Below are 24,661 nucleotides of genomic sequence, written 5' to 3'. Positions count from 1 at the left end.
TGATTTAGATTACACCACGACGCTCTTGATCACGTTCGATTGACTCGAAAAGGGCTTGGAAGTTACCTTCACCGAAACCGCCGTCATCTACACGTTGGATCATCTCGATAAAGATAGGACCGAATAGGTTCTTCGAGAAGATTTGTAGTAGGTAACAATTTTCGCTTTGGCTATCTACTAGGATCTGATGCTTACGGATCTTCTCTTTGTCTTCTTTAACCCAAGGCACACGGTCAAAAATGGTGTCGTAGTACTCAGGGATGATATCAAGCGTCGCAATCGTTGATTGGTCAAGCTTATCAAGTGAGCTTACTAGGTCATTAGTAAGGAATGCTAAATGCTGTACACCCGGACCATTGTACTCATTTAAGTACTCATCGATTTGGTTGTTGTTGTTATCTTTACCTTCGTTGATCGGAATCGAGAAAGTGCCGCACGGTGATTTAAGTGCGTAAGATAATAGCGCTGTTTTTTGACCTTTGATGTCGAAGTAACGTACTTCAGTAAAACCAAATACGTCTTTATAGAAGTTAGCCCATGTTTCCATCGTACCTTTGTAAACGTTATTGGTTAAATGGTCGATACGGATGAAGCCTTTGTCTTCAACAATGTTTTGTTCGCTTAGATCTTCGAAGTCTGACTCATAGATAGACCCTTTGTCGCCAAATTGCTCAATGAAATAGATTAAGCTGTCGCCGATACCGTAGATAGCTGGGTAAGGTAAATCTTTGTGTGTTGAATCTGTGGCAGGTTTTGCACCGCGCTCAACAGCAACTTCGAATGCTTTTTGTGCATTCTCTACACGCCAACCCATAGAACAGATCGCTGGACCGTGGCTTTTAGCGAATTCAGCAGAGAAACCATCACGCTCATTGTTTAGTAAGAAATGAATGTCATGCTGGTTATAATAAACAATGTCTTTACCTTTGAATTTTTTTAGCTTTGAAAAGCCAAAATCAGTAAACACTTTGTCCATGTAATCTGCATCTGGTGTTGCGTATTCAGTGAATTCAATGCCCACTAGGCCTAACGGATTATTTACTTCGCTCATTGTCATTACTCCCGCAATTATAAGCACTGCGCTAAAAAGAATTATTGTTCTGTAATGAGCGGATGATTAACCAGAATCCTAATAAGGGGAAGATCTCGACTACATTTAGTCAAAGCAGCCTTTGTAAATTAAATGGGACAATGATTTTAATTTCAGCAGTTGCATTATCAAAGGCAATGAACAGGGCACTACTTTGACTAATGGATGTCATCCTTTATTTAATTTATCTATTTGTTTTTAATCATTAATTTTAGCATTTGTAAGGCGATAAAAAAGGTCTGAAACGGCCTTTTTTATTAAGTTGATTGTATAGTTTAGTTTACGGTTTGGCGCGCTTTGTTAAAAAACTTGCTACGTTGTTGTAACCAAGGGTTACTCATAATTTGTGGTGCAGCTTGATAATGACGCTCAACCACTTGGTTTAGGGTACGGGTTGATTGGGTGAAATTAAGTTGCTGTTGCGCTGCGCCCATATTGGCAATTTCGGCATCAGTCATCGCACGACCAGCAAATAACAAGGCGTTTAAGTAACCCGGCTTAGTTTCGTAGTCATTATCGGTTAAAAGCAGCGCCGCGTTGTTAATTGCCCAGCGTTCATCAATCTCACCTTCATCTTTAAAACCAATTAGCTCGCCATCAAGGTAAATTTTTAGTGCACCATTGTTTGGAGCAGCATAAAACACAAAGGCAATACGATGCCAAATGTTAGCAGGTACTTCACCAAAATAGCCGCTGTCGGTGGTGGCAATACCAATGGCGTTATCTCGGCTAACGTACAGGTCTGCGTCATCACTATTAGTCATATCGGTTTGTAATAATGAACGCCACTCATTGGTGCTTTGTTCTGGCCACATAATATCCATCACTAAGGTGTAATCAGCGATAAACCCTTCTGTTTGGTAATCACCGTTGGCAGCACTATTGGCCGTTAAGATTAAGCCTTGGGTAGGGCTATGGCGAGCGAAAGCTAACACGCCTGAGCCACCAGTTGGTAAATCAGCAATTTCAAGCTCTGTGGTGGTGGCAAATTGACTATTCTCTGGCCCCCAGTTTTTGTCTTCAGGGTCATAAAAGCTGAGTGTTGCAGGGCCAACGTCACTACTAAAACCTTGCTCAGGGTTATTAAAATTCCATACTGTGACTGCATCATCCGTTTTACAGGCGTTAAGTGTGTTATCGGTGTCAATATATAAACATTGGCTGGTGCGTGATCGCGCGTAGTTATCAAGCAACCACCAACTTTCAGCGACCAATTGGGCTTCTAAGCTTGGCAGAGTAGGAAAGAACAACCCAGTATTAAGCGCTGGGCCTTTAAATAGGGCAACCTGATAAGTGCTTGCATCGTTAATGTTATCTGGTACTAAAGAGACCCATTCAGGCTGGCTTGCAAGCATGGTTTTTAATTGGCTACCAGTCACCGCGATTTGATAAATGGCATTAAACCCTGAGGTATTTGATGGCTGGCGTTCAACCTTAAACGCGGCATGAAAGTCTTCTTGGGTTAATGTACCCGGTAGCCAGCGATCTTGTACTTGGCTTGCATCAAGCAAGACTGCATCAATAGCAGGGAACTGCTGCATAGTCGCTTTGGCTGTAATTGCAGTGAGTTCTTCTGCTGTGGGGTAATTTTCTGAAACGGCAATTTCGGTGTTTGCATCTGGGGCATAGCGACCCATGATTTCATCGATGGCAGTTTTAGTGCTTTCATCTAGGGTCGTAATGCTGGCGGTTGGAACTGTATTGTAATCAACATCAGCAAGAGTTTTGTCTTCAAGGTTAAAGGTTAAGGTAAGATCAGTTAGCCCTTGTGCAAAAAAGTTTGGCTGAATAACAATGCTGCCGTTATCTAAGGTTTGATAACTTTCACCGCCATGGGTATGCCCACCAAGCACTAAATCAATGCCCGCTACATTTTGTGCAATTCGGGTATCTGTGCCTTCACCTAAGTGACTTACCATCACCATGTAATCAACATCTTGACGGTATTGGTTAACAATCTGCTCCGCCACTTCTTGCCATTGCCAATTCATTTTGAAATTAGCGATAAAATCGGGAATAGGATCGTCTTCAACTGGTTCATCAAGTTCATTCCAAGGTACTGAAGTCATGCCAAAAAAGCCAATTCGAAGACAACCAACTTGAACAACTGAAAAATCGACACCGGCAAACGGCGTATCATCGCTACCATCATATTTGGTATTACTTGATAACACGATAGCATTATCGTCATCGGCAAAATCTAGCAGTTGCTCTGGTCCCCATGCATAGTCGTGGTTACCAATCACACGTACGTCAAAGGCCATGGCTTTTATTGCTTCGACAGTGGCTAACCCTTGTGATGTTTGTTCAGCTACGGTGCCTTTTTCATAATCGTCGCCGCCATTGGTAAATAAGGTATTTGGGTTTTCAAGTTTGGCATTGTCGTAGTAACTGCGAATACGGCTAAATAACTGCTCTTTAAAGCCAAAGCGCGCGTGTAAATCAGCAACATGGATAAAGCGTACAGTTTGGTTACTGGCAGTGTCACTACATTGCTCGCCAATGGTTTTACTTACTGCAGGCACGGTGCGCGACATTAAAGCAAAACTGCCAAATTCAGTGATAGCACTGACTGCAAATCCATCGTCGCTTAGCTCAGTGGTTAGCGTTTGCCATTGCTCATCGACTAGCTGCACTATGCTAAAGGCAAGGTTAGTTTGCTCATTTGGTAACTTAATCGCCAAACTCAATGGTTCTGCAAATATCAGATTATTGGGGCGAAAAGTATGAATTGCGGAGACAATACCTTGCTCTATATCTGTGCTTGAAGCGGTTGTTTCAGTGTAAGTAAACGTGGTATCTGTTGTAACTGTGTTACTTGTTGCGTTAAGTGTGACATCGCCTTGTGCAAATTGTGCGGAAAAACCATTTTCAACAGAAATAATTAAACCAGACTGATCAGGAGCTGTTGCGACTTCTTTTGTTGTTTTATCGCCACCACATGCTGTCAGTAAAAAGCTAGTCAGAATAATGACCAGTAGTTGAGTGTTTAAGCGCACTTGCTCAGTTCCTTTGCAAACCAAATTAATATCGGAATATAGTATCAGTTTTAAGGACGCAGAGGGAATAGGGAAGAGAGAAATACCCCGCAGCGGGCGCTACGGGGAATAAAAATTATTGCTTTTCAGCTGTCACTTCTAGCTCTTCAGCTAAGATGTGCTCAGTAGTTTGTGGCTCATGTTGGCCTTCAGCTCCATGCATCCAAGCTACTAGTTTGTCGCTTAGTAAGTACATGATAACAGCAGAAAGAACCGCTGTTGCGCCTAAACCAATGAAGATACCCATAGCGTTATCTAGCGCTTCTTCACCTTCACCTAGGAATGAACCTACGAAACCAGCAATCTTGTTTGCAACCGCTGTACATAGGAACCAAATACCCATAAGCATTGAAGCTAAACGTAGAGGTGCAAGTTTACTCACCATAGATAAACCAATTGGCGATAAACATAACTCACCTAGCGTGTGGAATAAGTAGAATAATACTAACCACATCATGCTGATTTGTAAGTGCTCACCTTGACCTTGTGTCATAAGCGCTAGGATCATAGTGATGAAACCAAGTGCTAAGAAAATAAGTGCAATAGCAAACTTAACTGGTGAATTAGGTTCACGTTTATCAAGCTTTAACCAAATAATGGCAACTAAAGGTGCAAATACAATAATGAAAATTGAGTTTAAAGATTGGAACCAAGAAGCTGGCACTTCAAAACCAAGTAACATACGGTCAGTGTAGTCGTTAGCAAACAAGTTCATAAGACCACCTGCTTGCTCAAAGCCCATCCAGAAGATAATGCTGAATACACTCATAGTGAAAATAACTTTGATGCGATCAGTTTCAACTTTAGTCAGTGGCTCTTTAGTGTTTGATTCAGATTGAGCTTGTGAAAGCTTAGCCGAAGGTACAACACCAATATCGCCTAAGTATTTGTTACTTAATGCAAGTTGCATAAGTACAGAGATCACCATACCGATACCCGCTACGATGAAGCCCCATTGCCAACCCATTGCTGCTGCAGCATAACCTGCAACAAGTGGACCTAATGCACCACCTAAGTTAATACCCATGTAGAAGATAGTGAACGCGCCATCACGACGTTGGTCGCCTTCTTTATATAGGTCACCTACCATGGTTGAGATATTTGGTTTAAATAAACCGTTACCTAAACAAAGCAGTGTTAAACCAATGTAGAAAACGTTTTCTTCTTGGCCAGCTAAATAGCTGTGAGGAATACCCATAGTGAAATGACCCGCAGCCATTAATAAACCACCAAGGATAATCGCTTTACGTTGCCCTAAAACATTATCAGCTAACCATCCACCCAGTAACGGTGTAATGTAAACAGCCATAGTGAAGGTACCGTAAAGGCTTAGTGCATCGGCATTTGACCAACCAAAACCACCTTCTTGCACAAGAGCAACTAAATATAATACTAAAATAGCGCGCATGCCGTAATAACCGAAACGTTCCCACATCTCTGTGCCGAACAACAGGAATAACCCTTTAGGATGCCCTAAAAAGTCACCTGCTTTAGGTAATGAACTCATATTTACTTCCTAACTCTAAGATTTTTATTGAGGCCTTATTGTTTTTGCTTTAATCGTTCTATATTTAGAATGAGTGAACGGGTGGCCATGTTTTTTGATGCAGCTAAGATAATGGTTTGTTGCTCAAGTTTTGTACTTGAAGGAAAGGGACACACCCTTATCCTAGCTACAAGTGCGCTACAGTATACATAGACCTTATGGTGAGGGGAAGATCTTGCGACACTTCCCCTTTGTAGTGCGATAGTTAGTAGTTTGCATAAGGCACAACAGGTTTACCCGGGAAAGCCAGCTCACTGTAGACTGGATTAAAGTAATAACGGAAATACAACTGACCGTAGTTCGGCTCATAAAAATCGGCTCTATCTAGGTTAAAATAACCGCCAAAAAACCAGTGGGGCGTGAACCTGTATTCAAAGCTTGCCCCTAAGTTATACGATAAACCACTGCTGGTATCGCCCTCAAAGTAAGGCACAACACCCGTTACAGCAGTTTGTGCCTCAGCTTGGCCTTGTAAAATAGGGTCGTTCGGGAAAAACGCGATGTCGTCAGTGGTGGTGGTTGACCAAGATACCCCAGCACGAAGCCTATAAATAAAATTATGACCAACCCGTTTATCAAAAATAACAGGTAAAGATGCACCTAAGTAGTTTTGTGGGCTGTAATAGCCTCCGTGCCCCCAGGTTTCTTCACTTAAATTATACTTATATGACCAGTGCAATAAGTTAAGTCCTAGGCTTAATTCAGTGTTTCTTTCGCGAATATAGCGATAATAACTACCACCCATTAGGCTGTAGCTTTGGTTATCTTTAACGTTTTTACCTTGCAAGATTTGATAGTTGGTACTTGCCCAAAAACCCCAGTCTAGGCCTAGGTCATGGGATAGGCTAAGTTGTAATTGTGTTGCTCTAACGCCACCCCATACTTGGTTGGTAAAGACATCTTCAAGTCCGGCGTAAGATAATACAGAGCTAGTGACTGGGCGTTTATTAAACGTGACGCCATAACCAAAATCGCCTAAATCACCTTTGTAATTAACGCCCCACACAATGTCTTCGACTAAAAACCCCAGTGGGGTAGTGCCAATATCAAAGCGCCATTGCTCATTTTGCCAGGCAAGGCCAATATCCGTGCCTTGTTGCTCTGGTTTAATTGTTAAAAATGGACAGTCAAAAATACACAGAGCCCCTTGTCCATAGCGACTGCCTGCAAAGGTTTCATCAAAGCGGGTTTCTTGGCTCGATATTGTCATCGGGTCTAGTTTAACAATTCCTGTGCCACCCCAAAGTGGAAAACCAGCTTCAATAGGTGTTGCACCAGCGCCAAGAGTTGACTCATTTTGCGTACTGGTTTGGCTGCTTAGGTTGATTGCTGCAGTGATATACGCCTGCTCATCGCGCTCGATGCTTTGCAATTGACGTTTGGCATTATTGACATACCAAGCTTCATTTTCATCAAGGGCATACAGCTCATAGTTCTGCTCATCAGTTAAATTGCTTGTTGCAGTTTTTTTATCAACGGCTGCACGGTACCAGCTTTGTGCAAGCGTAGTTTGTTGTTTAGCTTGTGCAACTGCTGCCGCTTGATAATAGAGCTCTTGGTTATTGTTTGATTTAGCCAGCAACTGCTCAGCGAGATTAATGGCATTTTGTGTATCTGTAAATTGTTCAAGTGCGGTCATTAACTGCTGTTGACGATAACTTTGCTCAGTTGAAACTTGATTAATTTGCCCAGCAATGATGCGATCAGCTAAATCATCTCTTTGCTGCTGACGAGCAAGTGTCGCAATAGCTAAAGCAGTATCCGTTGACACAGTTTGTCCTTTTGCGGTGTGCTGCTCAAAGCGAGTAATAGCCTCTTTGTTATTGCCTTGCTCGATATGAGCATTGATCAGCGCCTCTGCCAGTTCTGAGTTATCTGGGTATTGCGTTGCAAGTTCAGACAGCTTAGCAACTCTATGATTATTATCAATAAAACGATTAATATAACTAACTTGCAGTGCTAACCATTGTGATTGATCAGCATCGGTTGCGTTCCTCGGCAGTTGATAGTCTGCAAACCAGCTCTCAGCGGCAATTTTATCGTTACTTTCAATTAGCCAATTTGCATAAGTCATATGCCAATAAGGGCTCAAGCTTGGGTCACGAGTAAGGGCTTTCTTCAGTTGCCTAATCGCATACTGTTGCTCATTGATTTGCTGCCACTGGCTGGCAAGCTCAGCTTGCATTAAAGGCGTTAATGGTTGAGCTTCTAATTCGGTGAGCTTATAAATCACGGTGGCTTTATTAGTCGCTGTATTGTTGGCAGAGAGTCTTTCAAGCTTGGTATTAATGCTTAGCTGCTCTGTTAGTACATTAATTTGTTCAGTACGTGCGTTATTTGGAATGTAATCTAAGGTTGCCAGTGCGCCTTGGTAATCATTTAACGAACGTAAAAATAAAGCATGGCTGTAGCGTAGCTCGGCATCTAACGGAAATTGCCACAAGGTTTTTTTATAAAGTGCTTTGGCATGATCAACCAAACCCTGTTGTTGATATAAGTTTGCAAGGTCGTAGTAAAGCCAGCTTTGGCGAGGGCTTTGTTTGATTGCTACCAGTAATACATCAACCGCTTCATCAAGCTTGCCTTGTGCTGTAAGTTCGTCTGCACGGGCTCGTAATTGTTGGGTTTGTAAGAGGGTATAATCCTCAGCAACCAATGCCTGTTGCTGACGAGTTAAACCATTATAAAATTGATGGCTACGTGCATAATTACCATCAGAGGCAGTTAATTCAAGCATGGCACGCAAAGTAGGCTGTTGTAGGGGATCATCTTTTAGCACTTGCTTATAAAGGTTCATCGCGTTTTGGTATTGCCCAGCTTGTTTGGCAAGTTCTGCGCGGTAAAACAACACGGTATTAGGGTCTTCATTTAACGTATCTGCTAAATCCAGCTTAAGATCAGCCTGTTTTAATTCATTGCTACTGATGGCCGATTTAGCTTCATCTATGTATTGCCAAAAACGTGCGGTATTGGCGAGACCTTTTAATACCGTTATGCGATTTGCATCTATGCTGTATTTTTGAGCTTTTTTAAAGTACTGGTAGGCATTGGCATTTCTGCCTTGCCTTAGGTTCAGTAAACCTAGGCTGTTGTATATTTCGGGGTCATCTGGGCGGCCCTGTAAGGCGCGTTTAAATAGCGCTTCTGCCTTTGTAAAATTTTGCTTTTCTAGTTCGACACTGCCTTTTTGCCATGTTTTGAAAGCAGGATCGGCTTGTTTTTTTAGCTCCGCTTGGTAATCCTTTTTAAAATCATTAAATTGAAGTTTTCCCTTACTGCTGAGTGGAAAAGCATCTAAATACTGCTCGTAAGCGTGAAGCGTGTTTTTATCAAGAGGCATCGCCTTTAGTGTTGATAGCCATGCACTTTCTGCTTCAACGCTGTAAAAATTACTATGAGCATAATGACTTAATAGATCCAAGCCTTGTTTATTTGTTGGGTTTTTACTTAATAGATGGCGCGCATAAGCAAGCTCGATACGACCGCTGTGCGGATATCGAGACATTAAGGAGCGATAGCCATTTAAAGCATACTCATATTGTTCATCGTCTTGCGCAAGCCAGTTAATATGCTCAAGCTCAAATTCAATACTTGGATAGGTTGATTTAAATAAGCGGTTATAAATTTTCACAGCCTCAACATACTGACCTGCGCGAGCACGTAAACGAGCTTGTTGGATAACCGCCTTGTCTTCGCTATCGACCCGAATAAGCAGTGCAATGTTGGCTACACATGGGTGTGATTTTTCAGACAGCTCACTCAGTCGTGAACGTGCTTTTGTCGTTTCTTTAAGGGCATACAAAACACGTATTTCAGCACATTTTACTTGGGTGTTTTGCGGCGCAATACTTAACAGCTTTTCTAAGCTGTCAGACATTAATTGCGTATCGCGCTCGACTTCACCTAAATGTATTTGGCTAATTAGCCAATCAATAGACTGAGTATTAAGGTCTTTATTTGTTGCTGCGAATGCACTGGAGCTTGCTAAAAACACAGCAAGTAGCCACTTTATTGGCATTTATTGCTCCAGTTGGTTGTTAAGGCACCGTTTTTATCAAGACTAAAACGTTTTGTCATAAAACCATTGCTAAATAGGTAAAGTACACTGTCGTAGTATCGATTAGTTGTAAAGCGTGTATCCATCATCAGTGTTTGTTGAATAGCACCGACAGCTTGTGATTGATCCTCAGTTTCTAGAAGAGGCAGCATCGCAGCGCTAAATCCTGTTGGGCCTGTGCCACGAGTTTTACCGTTAATAGCATTAGTTTGTAATGGCACTTTACCAGATGCAGTTACGCTATTGGCCATGGGTTTGAACTGCTGCATAAGTGCTGTTTTGTATTTTGCATCTTTGGCCATCATACTAGCCCAAAGGTAAACACGAATAGCATTATAGCTCCCTGTTGGCGGCGCATGTTCATCATGATAAAAACCCTTATCGGTATTGTAATTAACCCAATCAGGACTGAAACCTTTGGGAGCAGTGCTAATTAGCATGTCTGCGGAGTTATCATGTAATTGCTGCCACGGTGAATGAGGGTATAACTGGCTAAATTGGGCCAAAATAAATAATGGCGCATAACTAGGGTTTAGTTTCCAATGTGTTTCTTTCTCAAAGCCGTTTGGCCCTGGCAATAATGTGAGGCCAAGGTTGGGAATATAGGCTGTTTCTTCGCGAATAATGCGTTCAGCCATCACTGAGCTAAGTACTGCGTATCGTCTTTCATTCCATAAAATAGCAGCTTGTGACAGGGTGTAAGCAATCCATAAGTCTGAATCAGAAGCGGGGTTAGAGTCTAAAATTTGTGGTTGATTGTTTTTAATCCCCCATTGCCATGCGGGTAAGCGTGTACTTAAGTCACCCTCAGAAAGCTGCACTTCGGTCCACTCGAGTAACTTATCAAAGCTTGCTTTGTCATTAGCAAGTAATGCGAAAAAAAGTGCGTAAGACTGTCCTTCTGAAGTCGTTATATCGTATTGAGAGCCTAAATCGATCACGCGACCTTCAGGCGAGATAAAGTGGTGTTTAAATGTATTCCATTGAGGCCAAGCCGCACAGTTTTGCTCGGCTGACACATTGATAGACAATGTCAAAACGAATAGTAAAGAAGCAAATATTTTCATTATGCGTTATCTCCTTCAGATAAACGTTTTTTCGTTAGTAGTGCCAACAATCGCCAAAAAATAAATGAAATAAGTAATAATGTAATAAGCGATAAAATTGCTAAAACAAAGGGGCGATCTGAGAGATGGAACCATATTAAAGTATGGATTGGCACTTGGCCGACATAATACTGTTCATCCGTTTTAATCGTTTTTATACCCTGACTATTTATGATCGCTGAGCTACCCATAATTTGGGCTGTTTTTTCGTCACTTAAGAGTGTGTCAGATAACAGCGTGTAAGCATCGTCGTTAGTGGCGATTAACGACACCACTGAGCGCTCAGAATCGAACGGTGATTGAAAGCCTGATATTACCGCTAATCGACCAACACTCTTTATGCTTACTTTAACTTTGTCGCTATCTTGTGTGTCGTATGCACCATTGTAGATCGCTTGATCAACAATACGTTGGCTATTATTGATTAACACACTGAGATCACTGTCTTTTGTTAGCGATTGTGTGAATGAGTCGGGCTTACCAATAATGATAATATCTTTATCAGTGAGGTTTAACTGTTCGCTTGGGAACTGAATATCTAACTGATGCGTAGGATAGCCTGTTATCGCTCCTAAGTGGCCGGTAAAATTGAGCAGTAAACTGATCGCTTTAACAGAGCTATTTGCCTCCATCAATAATGTACTTTGATGTAAGTCAGCAAATTTAGTAAACGGAAAGCCTGCATTGGCAAAAGCGCGCAAGTTTGGCATTGCAATATAGTGGTGAAAGCGGCTCACATCAATACTTGAACTACCGTCAATTGCACCAAACTCACCGCCAGCTGGTATTGCACTACATTCACCAGACTTAGAAACAGCAAAGTTAAAATCATAAGTAAGCTGATTATTTGTTGATAAGTCGAGACCATTAAGCTCAAAATCTTGTCGAGATTGGTTCAACTTTTCGTTTGCCAGTAGAGGTAATATGGTCTGGCTTGATAGGGTGTCACTGCTTTTATTACTTAAAATAAAGCCATCAATAAACTGACCGTTTATCAGCATATTTAAACGTGACAGCATGTTTGGCTCAACGGGAGTGTTACGGTAATTTAAGGTAATCGGGATACCATTTTCACGCCAAGTAAATAAGTCTGGTGCAAAGCGTAAATCAAGACGCACTGGCTGACCACGTAAGCCCTCTGACTGTAATTGGGTTGGGTAATCAATAAGCTCAGCAAATGTGACTGCGCGATCTGAGCGCACCCAAAAAGGCGCATCGTAGGCTTTTCTACGAGGAAGCGTGTTTATGCCATCTATTGTTGCGCTTCGACCCGTCATTACTTTATAGCCAAAGACTAGACCAACAACGGCTTCTTTTAATTGTGCAGTGTCTTTACCTAATACTAGAAGTACTTTGGCGTAGCGTTGAGTCGGGCTGCTGATAATTTCTACAGTAGGTTTTTCAACATCAGGGTAATTCAACAAAAAATCAGGCTTATTGTTATTGGTGGCAAAAACAACACTGTGCTGAGTAGGCGCGTGATTGATTTTTACTGGGAACTGCGCTTTGCGCCATTTGGCTTGCGCACCAAAGAAGCTTGATAATGTGGCAGCAGCCTCAAGTGTTTGTTCATCAGGTTGTGATGCAAATATAAAAGGTAAATTGACCTTCGTTGAATCACGGTTATCAAAAAATGGTGCTGGGAAATATTCAAATAAACTGTCAAGTGCTAGTGACTGATTATCAACTGTGATCCGGCTACTTTTACTTAGCTCAGCCCAAATGGTGGCACTGTGATCATCTTGGCAAACGAGGTCATAGAAACCGACAAGTTCAAAGCGAATTTGGTTAAAGTCCTTGATTAACTTGGGATTAAGAGGAACTTTATGCTCATATTTGTTACCAATAAGGTTATTTTTATCACCGATGGGTAATACCGTCATTAGGTTTTCATTTAAGAACACTTTTAAGTGAGACACCTTGCCAATCAAAGACGGTGAATGTGTATACGAAAAGTCTAGCGTTAACTGCTTACCTAACTTGTCTAATCGGTTTGTAAAATCAACACGGGCACTATTATTGATACCATCTAACTTGAATGTACTTAACCCTAGGCTTTCAAAGCTCATAGTCAGCGTTTCTATAGGTGCCTGCTCTGGATAGCCATCTTCAAAAATAGCTTTATTTGCAAGAGGCTCTGCACTGACGACCCACTGCGAAAAACTTAGTGCGTAAACAGTCAGCAATAATGTTGATATTGTTTTTATCATGATGATTTTAATGCTTTTATTGGTTTTTTAGGTAATAACGACGCTACAAAATTTAATATGTTTGATACAAATAGAATCAACGGTCTTAATTGATTTGGAGCATGAAATATTAAGTTTTTAAAGCCTCTTAGGCTGGTATAGAAAACATGTGAAAAACTGTATGACGGTTTGTCATGTTTAAAGTTGTCTTGCCAATCAAGCCACGCATCTGCACGTGAAAAAGTACATTGAATAAATGCTTTTTGCTTCTCTAAATCGAGCTCTTTAAGGGTTAACCCCATCAATGAATCACGGGTATTGCAGACATAGGTGTCAAACGAAAATTGTTTTAAACCACGACTCATTAATAGCTCTATTTTATCGTTTACTTGGCACAAATGATTGTGGGCTGTGTCAATACCAACCCCATTATTTGAGTAGTCGGTTACGCGAACTTTGATAGTGCGTCCATTTGCCAAGCGGATGGCAGCGGGGAAGTTGGCTTTGACTCTGTGTGAGCTGCGCACTTGCTTTGCTTCAGCAGCAACAGCGACTGCGGCACCTAAAGTGATAATATTGTAACTTGCCCATAGCATGCTAATGAGTAAAACCCCGATATGAGAACTATCACCAAAGAGTAATCTCGATAGGCCATAAGCCATACCAATTACATTGATAAGTAACAGTAATATATACGGTTTTGATATTATCCAATCGTAATGTTCTGACTTGTTCAAGCCGCCTTTTTCGGTGACATTGAACTTACCTTTATTTGGATTGATAAGGGCAACTGTTGTGGGTTTTAAAATGTACCAAGCAAGTACTGATTCATAAACCTCACCCCAGAAAGAGTATCGGTACTTTCCTTGGATACGAGAATTGGTCATTTTGACTTGCAATAATGTGGGAACAATATATAGAAATATGGCGATAAAGGGGGCATAGATAATTTGCGCATTAAAGTAAATTAATGCCAGTGGTGCAGTAAGAAAAACAATACGCGGTATGCCCGATAAAAAGTGCAGCATGGCATTGAGGTAACATACGCGTTGCGCAATACTCAAGCCTTTGCCTAATAATGGGTTATCTAAACGGAATATTTGCGCCATGCCGCGTGCCCAGCGAATACGCTGACCTACGTGTGCAGATAAACTGTCGGTGGCAAGGCCAGCAGCTTGCGGAATATTAATGTACGTGGTTTTGTAGCCAGCGCGCTGCATTCTAAGAGCTGTATGGGCGTCTTCTGTGACGGTTTCTACGGCAAAACCACCAATTTCTTCTAGGGCACTGCGCCTTAAAACAGCACACGAACCACAAAAGAAGGTCGCATCCCACATATCATTGCCATCTTGAATTAACCCATAGAACAGCATGTTTTCATTAGGAATTTTTCGATGATTATTGAGGTTGCGTTCAAACGGATCGGCTGAGAAAAAGTGATGAGGTGTTTGCACCAAGCACACTTTACTATCATTGATGAACTGGCCCATTGTCATCTGTAAAAATGAGCGAGCAGGGATGTGGTCGCAGTCAAAAATAGCAATGTAGTCGCCATTGGTTACTTTCATTGCATGATTCATATTGCCAGCTTTGGCATGTTTGTTATCAGGACGAGTTAAATAGCCAACACCAATTTGCTTTGCGAATTCGGCAAACTCAGGGCGCTTACCATCATCTAAAATATAAATGTTAAGCTTATCTGCTGGCCAATCAATACTTTGAGCGGCAATTGTTGTTGGTTTAACGACATCAAGTGGCTCGTTATACGTTGGTATATAAATATCGACAGTCGGCCAACTAGACGTATCTTTACTCAATGCGATCGGTTTACGCTGTAATGGATTGATGGTTTGAAAAAAGCCTAAAATTAGCACTAACCAAGCGTAGGTTTCTGCCAGCAATAAGCCGATCCCTAATACAAGGGCAAGTGGATCGCCAAAGTTTAGTGTATCTGAATAGCGCCACCATAGGTAACGTGTTGATGTTGTGATTGCTAAAGTGACTAAGACAATCGTTGCCATTTGACCCTTTACTCGTCTTAAAGAATAAGCGACGACTAAAATTAAACTAATAAATATTGCTTGTGCTTCAATACTAAAAGGCACAGTGACAAACACTGCAACAGCGAAAAAGAGCAGGACTGCAAATAACACTTTTAGATAGCGGTGATGCCACAACTTTGAATCAAAAGGTTGTCGATAAGGTGCTGCTTTTACACGCTTTACACTAAATGACCATGTGCGTTTGCAAATTCTTACTAACAGCCGATCGATTAAATTTAAATAGCGAAAAAAAGCGCTAACCTTTTGCCAAGATAGTATGTTGCTTTTATCGTTTGATGTTTTGTTTGTTACTCTAAATAAGGCAAGGTAAAACGCCTGTAATAAAATACGGACACAATTGCTGGCAGTGAATACAGGCTGATTTATATGCGGAAAATAATATGTTAGCTTTTGTTTTATTTGGTATTTACGTTGCTTGTCTAACTTTATAAATACAGAAGTTAGTAATAAAAGAAACGGCAATGTGAATGCGCCAATCAGGCTCATTTTGTGTTGGTTATAGTAACCATGAAATTTATAAAAAACAAAGCGAACGAGCTTCTTAGTCAAAAAGAAGCTTAATAATATTCTGGTGACTCGCTCAGGCCAACTGAGTGTTTTATTGTGGTTATTTGTCATAACTTGCACGGCTTACAAGCCAGCCTGCGAGTGTTTCAAAATCGTCATTGGCAACACTGTACGGAGCACAATTGATAGCAACATTGCGAAAAGCGGTGGCTTCTTTAATCACTTCGTCTTTATTAATAAATAGCGGTGCTAGCAGCGGCAATTCCGATTGCCATAATTGTAATAGGTCGGACTCAATTTCTGAGGCTGAATGGTATTTGTTGATTAAAAAATAGTGCTGCCAAGTTGAAGTAGCCGTTTTTAGAGACTGTAATCGCTTATATGCCAAACTATGACAAATGGCATCACAGTTAACGATTTCAAGTACTATATCATTGCTATTTAGTGGATAGCGAAGCACATCGATATGCGCAGGACAATCGAATAACATCCATGTATTTTCATCACAATCAAGTTGCAATGAGTGTTTGATAATACTTGAAAAATCAAGCCCCATATTGGTTTGATTACCATAGGGTAAAAAAATGACGCCATCATTATCTTGGTGAAACTGCTCGCAAGCAGAAGCAAAATCAGCGTAATCAGTCCATCCTAAGCGGTGTTCCCAAGCTAGTCCGAAATGAAGCCCTAGATCTCCTTTTTGGTCTAAGTCTATGACAAATACAGACTCATTTGATTTTCTTAACGCGCAGGCAAGGTTTGCAACCACTGAGGTTGTGCCTGTGCCTCCTTTAATTCCTTTTAAGAAAACTCTTTTCATGATGACTCTTTAACTACTTTATTATTCTTGTGTATTGGGCATCTGCTATTGCGTTTGAAATATCGCTAATAAGAGGATACTTCTCTATTGTTTTACGATTTTTTTCGACATCTGTAATTTCGACATACTCTTGCTGCCTGCCACCAAACTTTTGCAATAAGTTGTCTATGTCGTATTGAGTTAATGTATTCGATTTAGTTACTGCAAAGTTATTCATTTAAAACTCATAGAAAAATATTTGTTTAAAAAATATCAACAAGCGATGGACATAGCCTGCATTATATATAGAATATTGCTTAAAACTAGTACTAAAGTATTTTTTTAAAGGAAATATTTGTGTCATATTTAGACATAACAGGGTTAAAGGCTGCGTATTCTGAGTTAAGGCGAGGGGCAAGCTATGCGTTTCTTTCACCTTTAAATAGCCAGCTTTTGGAGTTAGTTGGGCATATGTTGTCTAACAATAAAGAACCTGTATTTGTCTTGTCTGAACAAATTGATTTGTTTTTTGATAGCCAAGGCTCGGATGTTTTGTTTAATTTATTTGAGCAAGGGTTACTCTATCCGTTTCATTTACAGCATAGTAATAACGTATCAAAAAGCGCCTCTTTTTCACGAGGCATCATCCGAGAATTAAAGCACTACAAACAGCTACAAAATAGCAGTGTCTTTGTGCATTTAGACTCTGCTGTTATCGCATCACTAAGCGATGAGCAATTAATTGAGAAGCTTACTCTCTACCAAGCACTCACTAAAACTAAGGATGTGACTTTAGTCTTTTTAATTTCAGGTGCGCAGCTTGGTGAAGCGAGACAGCGATTACACGCTATGAATCGTTTTTTTGATGGTTTAGTTCATATGACTAAAGAAGCGTCAATTCGCTCGCTTGAGTATGATTTTTGGGCGCATAGAGAGGGTGTAATTGCTGGACGTACAATTAACCTGCAATTATTTAATGGTCAATTAGCACTAATAGATTCAGACGTTAATCGTACTGTAGAGAGCGATGTATTATTACAACAAGATTTAGACGAAGATGAGGTATGGCTGACTAGGAATGCAGTTCCTCAAGGTACCAAGCTCCCGGCTTCATTTAAAACGATAGATGATAATGATACTTTGTTTTCAATCAGTCTAACTAAGAAGGCGGCAACCATAGTTTTTGCTGTTTCACGCCATACAGACTTATTAGCGTTAGCTAAAGATTGTTTTTCACTTCGTAAAAAGTGTGGTCGAAAATTAAAGTTGGTAATACAAAATGTAGATGGTGTCATTCGTCACCAAGATGAGTGCCTATTTTTAACGCTCGGTGTAAATCTTATTTTATATAGTTTTTCAGAGCCATCACGTTTGTTATCTCAAATTCAATCAATTCAAGGGTTTCAATTTTCTAGAGCGCTTCCTCACTCATTGGATGATGTGCTTAAAGAAAGCGAAAATGTATTATCAAAAGGTTATTTGCCAATCACGAAATTTTCTGAGCAAGTATTAAAGCACAGTGATTCAGCAGCTAATTTAGGTGTCAGTGGGGTGTTTGTAAAACTTCAATTGTTACCAAGAATAGATGCTATTCATCCGCTGCATTTATTTCACGTAAAACGAGAGGGGGACATTCTTAGCTATGCAGATGGGTATATCTACTTGTACCTTCATGCTTGTCGTGAACACGATGTAGAGAATGCGATTAAACATTTGTTTAAGTTGCAAATAAGTGATTTCTTTTCATCAAAAAATATCATTGCAGATCATTTTTATATTCAACAGGCATGTCGACGTATTCACCAACGCTATGCTGACAGCGATGTACCTGATTACACAAAAGAATTGCAAAATAATGTGCGAAATATATTAGATGCAAAGCCGGCAGGTATCGCAAACTTGGATAAAGAGAAGCCTGAATTTAGAGAGCTTAGCCGGCCAATTTCAGAACAGGTTAAAGTGACCTTAAAAAGCGAAGTATTATGAGCTTAAATCAATTTTTCATCACCTTTGCTGTTGCATTGGTGTTAGGGCTCTTTGTTAGTAGAGCAGGTAAGTTACTGTTTAAAAGAGCCTTACTTTTATATCGCACATTGACATTTAGGCATGTGATATTGACCCCCTATACCCCTAAAAAGCAAAAGAAGGATAACAAGTGAGGTTGTCAGGTCTAGGTATTTGGAATTTATATTTTTTAATTAAGTTTGTATTGTTTAGCCAAGGAGCTATTTCCTTTGATCTATTTGCAAATTTAGCGTTCTTTTGTTTTCTGGTTATTTCATTTGATAAGGTTTGGTTAACACGGCTTAAACAGGCTATCAGTGTGGTCATTGGCATTGTCTTGATGTATCAGGATTCTTGGCTGCCACCTATTTCGCGTTTAACAAAGCAAGCAGATAATTTACAAGATTTCAGTATTAGCTATTTTTTTGAAATAGCCTTTCGCTTGATCAATTTAGATTTTGTCTTCGCTTTATTTATTGCAATTGTTTTTTATTTTCTAACTGTTAAATGGTTACGATATACCAGTTTGTCAGTTGTTGGTTTTATCTATGTATACTGGCTTGGCTCAACACCTTTAAATGATAGCTCCTCACCGGTTTTAGTGGCTACTAATGAAAAAGCTCAAACGCCTGTCACTGTGACGCACAGTGCTCAGCAGAGAACACCAGATCAACAGCTAGGTGACTTTTATCAACAGCAATCGCAGCTTATTAGTCAGTTTCCGAAAGCCTTTAATGGTGAACCATTTGATGTTGTTGTGCTTAACATATGTTCATTGGCAACGGCAGATCTCAATGCAATTGGTGTAAAGCCTAGTTCACTTTTTGCTAATTTTGACATTTTATTTAGTCAATTTAATTCTGCGACCTCGTATAGTGGTCCGGCAGCTATTCGCTTGCTGCGAGCAAGTTGTGGACAAACAAGCCAAGCTGACTTATTTAAACCTGCCAGACAAGAGTGCTTACTATTTAATAATTTGGCAGAGTTAGGATTTAACACAAATGTGGCTATGAATCATGATGGACATTTTGATGATTTTATTGGCTTGATCAGACAGTATGGTGGTGTTTCGGTACCTAAACTTGATTTTAGTAATCTAAAGCCTGCTCAATATGGTTTTGATGGTGAGCCTATATACTCTGATGCTGATATTTTATCTAATTGGTCGAAAAAACATCAGAATAGTCAGCAGCCTCAAGCACTTTACTACAATACCATTAGTCTCCATGATGGCAATCAAGTTGCTGGCCGTGAGAGGATGAATAGTTTGGCAAGTTATCCGCTTAGACAGCAACGTTTATTCGATGACATTGATACTTTTATTAGCCAATTAGAAAGTTCAGGGCGAAATGTATTGTTAGTGGTAGTGCCAGAGCATGGCGCTGCTTTAGAAGGTGACAAGCTTCAGTTTGCAGGCTTACGAGAAATTCCGAGTCCTTCTATTGTTTCTGTGCCAGCAGCTGTGAAGTTTATTGGCCCTAAAATACAGCATGCTCAGTTAACCGAAGTAAATGAAACGATGAGCTATTTTTCGTTATCTGAGCTTATTAATAATGCCTTTGAACTTGATATATTCGCCGCTAAAGTGCCTGTTAAGCGTGTATTAGATAATCTGCCTACCTCTGCGAAAGTAGCAGAAAATCAAGACACAGTAATGATGTATTTTAAAAATGAACCCTATATTCAACTTGATGGTGGAGAGTGGACAAAATATCCCGGTAAATAGACAGTTTACTTAAATTTGTCCAAAATTCTTTACAATAGACTACCCAGTTGATGGGACTTAGCGTATTATTCTCATACTATAGGTTCCCGTTTTTTGAGGATGTAATGCGTTTAGATATCCACTGTGCTGACCGAATAGGTATCGCACAAGAGATTCTCAATATCTTGGTGAGTTACCAGGTCGATTTAAAAGGCATCGAAGTAGATTCGGTAAATTGTCGTATGTACGTCAGTTTCCCACCTATTGAGTTTGAACAATTCCAAAAAATTATGCCATCAATCCGCCTGATTGATGGTGTAAAAGATGTCCGTACCACTGCATTTTTACCTTCTGAGCGAGAGCATAATGAATTAAATACATTACTGCGTGCATTACCTGATGGTGTTATTTCTATTGATGCAAAAGGGTGGGTGCGCTTGTGTAATGATGCTGCTTGTCGCGACCTGCAATTATCTGAAAGTGAGGTTATAGGCGCCAACATCAATAACTTGCTGAAAGGGTTTAATTTTACTCGTTGGCTTGAAGGGAAAGAGGTTCTTGGTCAAACCACACGGGTAGAAGTGGCAGGTGAAGACTTTATTGCAGATATTTTGCCTATTTCTGTACCACAAGGCGCTGAAGGGGATGTATTAGCTGGCGCGGTGATTAATATTAAGTCGCAAAGTCGACTAGGTCAGCAAGTGAGTGCGTTTCGTCGTTACGGCCAAGAAAGCTTTGCTACCATACATAATTTTAGTACAGCAATGCGCCGTGTTGTTCGCGAGGCGCGTAAAATGGCGCAGTTAGAGGCTCCGATCCTCATAACAGGTGAAACCGGTACTGGTAAAGAGCTCTTAGCTCGTGCCTGTCATTACGCGTCAAATCGTTCTGTAAAACCATTTATTGCATTATCGTGTGCTTCACTGCCGGATGATGTCGCAGAGTCTGAATTATTTGGTTATGCGGGCTACGAAGAAAACGCAGCACCAAAACGCGGCGTTTTAGAGCAAGCTGATGGTGGTACGGTATTTTTAGATGAAGTTGGCGAAATGTCGACTCAGCTGCAAACTAAGCTACTACGTTTTTTACAAGACGGTACCTTCCGTAAAGTTGGCGATGAAAACGAAGTAAAAGTAAATGTGCGTATCGTTGCTGCAACACAAAAAGATTTACCTGCTATGGTTCAAGAGGGCACATTTAGAGAAGATCTATATTATCGTATCAATGTACTAACTCTAGAAATTGCACCACTACGCGATAGAAAAGCTGATATTGGCCCGTTAGCAGAGCATTTTATTCAAAAGTATGCCCAACAAAATGGTCATTCAGTACCTGTATTATCGGAAGATTGCTTACGTTTTTTACAAGATTATCCTTGGCCTGGAAACGTCCGCCAATTAGAAAATGCGATTTACCGTGCTGTGTCCTTGTTAGATGATAATGAATTACGTATTGAGCACCTGCAGTTACCAACTTTTACCCATGATTTAGGTTATCTTGAGTCTGACTTTGAAGGAACCTTAGACCAAGCGGTAAAACGTTTTGAAGCAACGCTATTGCGTAAGTTATACCCTGCATACCCAAGTTCTCGTCAGCTCGCTAAACGTTTGGGGTTGAGTCATACCGCAGTGGCAAATAAACTTAGAGATTATGGGATTAACCGAAAGACTGTGAAGGTTTAATGGTAACAGCTTGCAATAATATTTAATTAAGCAAAAAAGGCTTAGGTGAAAACTAAGCCTTTTACTTTTCTGTTGAATACTATTGTTTGGTACCCATATCTTTGGTGACACCATCAATGGCGATATTTTTTATACCATCGTGATCGAATTTGATCACGATACTAATATTATTGCGGGCAAAAAAGTAATCTCGGTTATCAAGGCTAATTACGTAATCACCTTTAACAGAATCACTGAACTTTCTCTTTTCAAGTTTTAAGGTGTGATCGGCAATATTCCAACTAAAGCCTTCAATGAAGCCATTATTGAATTCTTGAACCCACACTTGCTCTTCATCTTTACTAAGCGTGATGGCTACAGAGTAAGATTCTGGTAGTGACATGTCATAACTTTTATCGCCAATGGTGAACTTCTCAGCTTCTTGTTGCCACGCAAAACCAAACTTAAATGCCTTTTCGACACCCGTTGGATAGCGTAAAGAGCCCTCACCAGGAAAGTTAAAGTCAGCAAATGCTGAGCTGGTGAAAAAGCTTGCACTAAATAGAGTTACCAAACTAAATAATTTCATTAGGTTATTCTTTTTTTATACTAATATATGCACAGATTAGAGCAGATTATTCGCCTTAGCAATATGCTGTGATACACTTTGTGCATTATCAACTGGTTAGACCTTTACTGTGAACCTCTATTTTCGACTAATACTGCTGTTTTTTAAAATTAAACGTAATCGTGATTATCAACAATTATTAGACACGATTGATATTGAATTCAAAGCGTTACCAACCGATTGCGATATTAATTTCCATCTGACTAATTCTCGTTATTTAGCGATGATGGATCTTGCTCGTACCTGGATGACTGAGCGAGTAGGCTTACTAAAACATATTATGAAACGCCGTTGGTTCCCAATCGTTAATGCGACTGCAATTACCTATATTCGTGATATCAAACCTCTTCAAAAATACACAGTGAGTACGCGTTTAGTTGGCTGGGATCATAAATACTTTTATATTGAGCAAAAGTTTCACTCTGAGCGTGGTCTACATGCGATTGCTTATGTGCGTGGTGTATTTAAACGTAAGAATGGCGTTGTGAGCGTTGAGGAAATGCTTGAAGTCGCTGGCTTTAAAGGTGTAACACCTATTTTGCCAACAGAAGTGATGCATTGGAAAGAAATGTTAGAGCAAAAGAAACTAACAAATAAATGATACCAATTTAGTGATTAATAAAAAAATGCCAGCTTAGCTGGCATTTTATGGCTTTAAACTCAGTTTACTTCATGCAAACTGCTTCACTAACAAATGTTAAATCGCTTACATGTGACGGGCCTTCCATCACGAATGTCGCTTCTGCTGTGTTTTGATCTAAGGTATAGATTTTCGCATTCTCACCGTTTTCTCTACCTGAAATATAAATTGTACCATCATCAGCAATTGCAAGGCCTGATGCCCAATTAACACCGTGCTCACCGACTTGGGTTAATTCAAAACTACCCATATCTAAAGTATAAAGTGCTTTACCTGTTAAAACGTATAGCACGTTGAAGTCACTTGAGTATGCAATGTCGCCATCAGAGAAAGTATCCCCCTCATACGAAAGCTTCCCTAATACTGTTTTCGCACCTGTTGCTAGGTCAAAATCGTACATGTATGTTTTGCTTGTAGCACGTAAAGATAGGCCATCCGGGGTTACCGTTGAGCGATAAATCGGGAATGATGTTACATCTGCAACTTCAGCTTGTGTGTCAGTGGCTAAATCTAGGCTGTAGATTTTTGATGCTTTACTGCTGCTATCAAGCTGCTCCATGAAGTAAAGCATACCATCTTTGCTAGCGATATTTGATGCCGTATTGTTAAGGCCAGCAATAATCGACACAGCGCTTGACTCTGGATTAAAGTGATAAACGTAGCCCTCTGTTTCTGAGCCAAAGTTGTTGATGCCGTATAAACCCGTAGTAACTGCACAAGGTTCAGCAACTTCTGTCACAACAACGTTATCAATAAAACCACCGAGCCCTGCATGACTACCTGTACCTGCTAATTCGATAAGAGAACTTACATCCGTGCCTTCAACAGTGTAACTATACTTAGTCCAACCACGCTGAGTCGTGTTTAATGCTTCTAGTAATTCACCATTCCAAAACACCTCAACATTATTAACATCTTCAGCATTATCTACTCGACCAGAGTAGTAAAAGCTAAATTCATATTGTTTACCTGCTTCTGTAGGTATCTCTTGAAAAGCGCTATAAGCACCATTTGAATTTAACTCTAAGTACTGCTCACCATCTTGAGCATCAATCTTATTTAAAGAAGACGATTGTAATTCAAGCCAAAGATTTTCATTGGCGCTCCAGTCAGTTAAGTTTTCAAAAAATTGATAACGGCCATCAGCAGAGGCTACTCTGTCTACTTCGAAAGAGCCATTTTGAACTAAGTTTGTTGTTGGGTTTGTAACTTCTATAACAGATATATTATCTACTAATCCACCATAGCCGTTTGCAGCACCGGCACCGGCAATTGCAATTTCAGATTTTGTTCCTGTAGCTTCGATAGTATAAGTGTATTTTGTCCAACCTTTTTGACTACTATTTAAAGCTTCTAATAATCTACCATTCCAATATACCTCTATATTATTTGTACCTTGTGCACCGTTAACACGTGCAGAATAATAGAGGCTAAATTCATATGTTTTACCAGGAGTTGTTGTTATTTTTTGCGAGATACGATAATTTTTTGTTGAGTTAAGCGCGAATTCAAGTCCGAAGTGCACCACTCGCTAAATTAGGCTGCTTTGCGTAATTCATCGAATATTACCGCTGGTTGCCTAAACCCTAGACATTTTCTCGGCCTCGCATTGAGCGCCTTTTCTATGT

15 protein-coding genes are annotated in these 24,661 nt (G+C 40.3%); 4 read left to right on the top strand and 11 right to left on the bottom strand.

Annotated features, from left to right (window positions below):
• Positions 1–4: 4 nt before the first annotated feature.
• The 9 genes from hppD to bcsR form a co-directional block, all read right to left on the bottom strand.
• A complete protein-coding gene (hppD, locus tag NH454_RS08380; RefSeq protein WP_062564358.1) occupies positions 5–1,051 on the bottom strand; it encodes a 4-hydroxyphenylpyruvate dioxygenase in 1,047 nt (348 codons plus the stop codon).
• 314 nt (positions 1,052–1,365) lie between these two features.
• Positions 1,366–4,089 (bottom strand): metallophosphoesterase, encoded by a 2,724-nt coding sequence (locus NH454_RS08375; RefSeq protein WP_253038701.1) that lies wholly within the window; start codon positions 4,087–4,089, stop codon positions 1,366–1,368.
• A 115-nt stretch (positions 4,090–4,204) separates the two neighbouring features.
• Complete coding sequence (locus NH454_RS08370; protein ID WP_075594538.1) at positions 4,205–5,635, bottom strand: peptide MFS transporter; 1,431 nt, start codon at positions 5,633–5,635, stop codon at positions 4,205–4,207.
• A 244-nt stretch (positions 5,636–5,879) separates the two neighbouring features.
• Positions 5,880–9,692: a cellulose synthase subunit BcsC-related outer membrane protein gene (locus NH454_RS08365; protein ID WP_253038699.1), complete on the bottom strand. Its 3,813-nt coding sequence runs from the start codon at positions 9,690–9,692 to the stop codon at positions 5,880–5,882.
• Positions 9,683–10,798: a cellulose synthase complex periplasmic endoglucanase BcsZ gene (gene bcsZ / locus NH454_RS08360; protein WP_253038697.1), complete on the bottom strand. Its 1,116-nt coding sequence runs from the start codon at positions 10,796–10,798 to the stop codon at positions 9,683–9,685. The genes NH454_RS08365 and bcsZ overlap by 10 nt, the downstream gene beginning before the upstream one ends.
• Positions 10,798–13,047, bottom strand: a complete 2,250-nt coding sequence (gene bcsB, locus NH454_RS08355; RefSeq protein ID WP_253038695.1) for a cellulose biosynthesis cyclic di-GMP-binding regulatory protein BcsB — start codon at positions 13,045–13,047, stop codon at positions 10,798–10,800. The genes bcsZ and bcsB overlap by 1 nt, the downstream gene beginning before the upstream one ends.
• The gene (gene bcsA, locus NH454_RS08350) at positions 13,044–15,707 is read right to left on the bottom strand and encodes a UDP-forming cellulose synthase catalytic subunit (protein WP_253038694.1); all 2,664 of its coding nucleotides are present in this window, start codon (positions 15,705–15,707) and stop codon (positions 13,044–13,046) included. The genes bcsB and bcsA overlap by 4 nt, the downstream gene beginning before the upstream one ends.
• The gene (gene bcsQ, locus NH454_RS08345) at positions 15,697–16,416 is read right to left on the bottom strand and encodes a cellulose biosynthesis protein BcsQ (RefSeq protein WP_135925664.1); all 720 of its coding nucleotides are present in this window, start codon (positions 16,414–16,416) and stop codon (positions 15,697–15,699) included. Before bcsQ ends, bcsA begins: the two co-directional genes overlap by 11 nt.
• Before the next feature lie 13 nt (positions 16,417–16,429).
• Positions 16,430–16,633, bottom strand: coding sequence for a BcsR/BcsP family cellulose biosynthesis protein (gene bcsR / locus NH454_RS08340; protein ID WP_135925662.1), 204 nt, complete (start codon positions 16,631–16,633; stop codon positions 16,430–16,432).
• Positions 16,634–16,752: 119 nt separating this feature from the next.
• Between bcsR and bcsE the strand changes: the two genes are divergently transcribed.
• The 3 genes from bcsE (at position 16,753) to tyrR (ending at position 21,786) form a co-directional block, all read left to right on the top strand.
• On the top strand, positions 16,753–18,381 hold the full coding sequence (gene bcsE, locus NH454_RS08335) for a cellulose biosynthesis protein BcsE (RefSeq protein WP_253038693.1): 1,629 nt from the start codon (positions 16,753–16,755) through the stop codon (positions 18,379–18,381).
• 169 nt (positions 18,382–18,550) lie between these two features.
• Positions 18,551–20,125, top strand: coding sequence for a cellulose biosynthesis protein BcsG (bcsG, locus tag NH454_RS08330; protein ID WP_138556813.1), 1,575 nt, complete (start codon positions 18,551–18,553; stop codon positions 20,123–20,125).
• Positions 20,126–20,229: 104 nt separating this feature from the next.
• Positions 20,230–21,786: a transcriptional regulator TyrR gene (gene tyrR / locus NH454_RS08325; RefSeq protein ID WP_135925654.1), complete on the top strand. Its 1,557-nt coding sequence runs from the start codon at positions 20,230–20,232 to the stop codon at positions 21,784–21,786.
• Positions 21,787–21,865: 79 nt separating this feature from the next.
• Here the strand turns inward: tyrR and NH454_RS08320 are convergent, their stop codons facing one another.
• Positions 21,866–22,354 carry a hypothetical protein gene (locus tag NH454_RS08320; protein ID WP_135925652.1) on the bottom strand — a complete coding sequence of 163 codons (489 nt, stop codon included), beginning with the start codon at positions 22,352–22,354 and terminating at the stop codon, positions 21,866–21,868.
• Between the two features lie 109 nt (positions 22,355–22,463).
• On the opposite strand from NH454_RS08320, the gene NH454_RS08315 reads away from it, so the two are divergent.
• Complete coding sequence (locus NH454_RS08315) at positions 22,464–22,994, top strand: thioesterase family protein (RefSeq protein ID WP_135925649.1); 531 nt, start codon at positions 22,464–22,466, stop codon at positions 22,992–22,994.
• Positions 22,995–23,058: 64 nt separating this feature from the next.
• Here the strand turns inward: NH454_RS08315 and NH454_RS08310 are convergent, their stop codons facing one another.
• Entirely contained in the window at positions 23,059–24,561 is a 1,503-nt protein-coding gene (locus NH454_RS08310; protein ID WP_253038692.1) for a DUF642 domain-containing protein, read from the bottom strand.
• Positions 24,562–24,661 lie beyond the last annotated feature (100 nt).

The organism is Pseudoalteromonas sp. Ps84H-4 (assembly GCF_024124645.1).
In the GTDB taxonomy this organism is placed as follows: Bacteria; Pseudomonadota; Gammaproteobacteria; order Enterobacterales; family Alteromonadaceae; genus Pseudoalteromonas; species Pseudoalteromonas lipolytica_C.
Note: the sequence above shows the minus strand (reverse complement) of the source record. Positions and strands in the feature narration are given on the sequence as shown.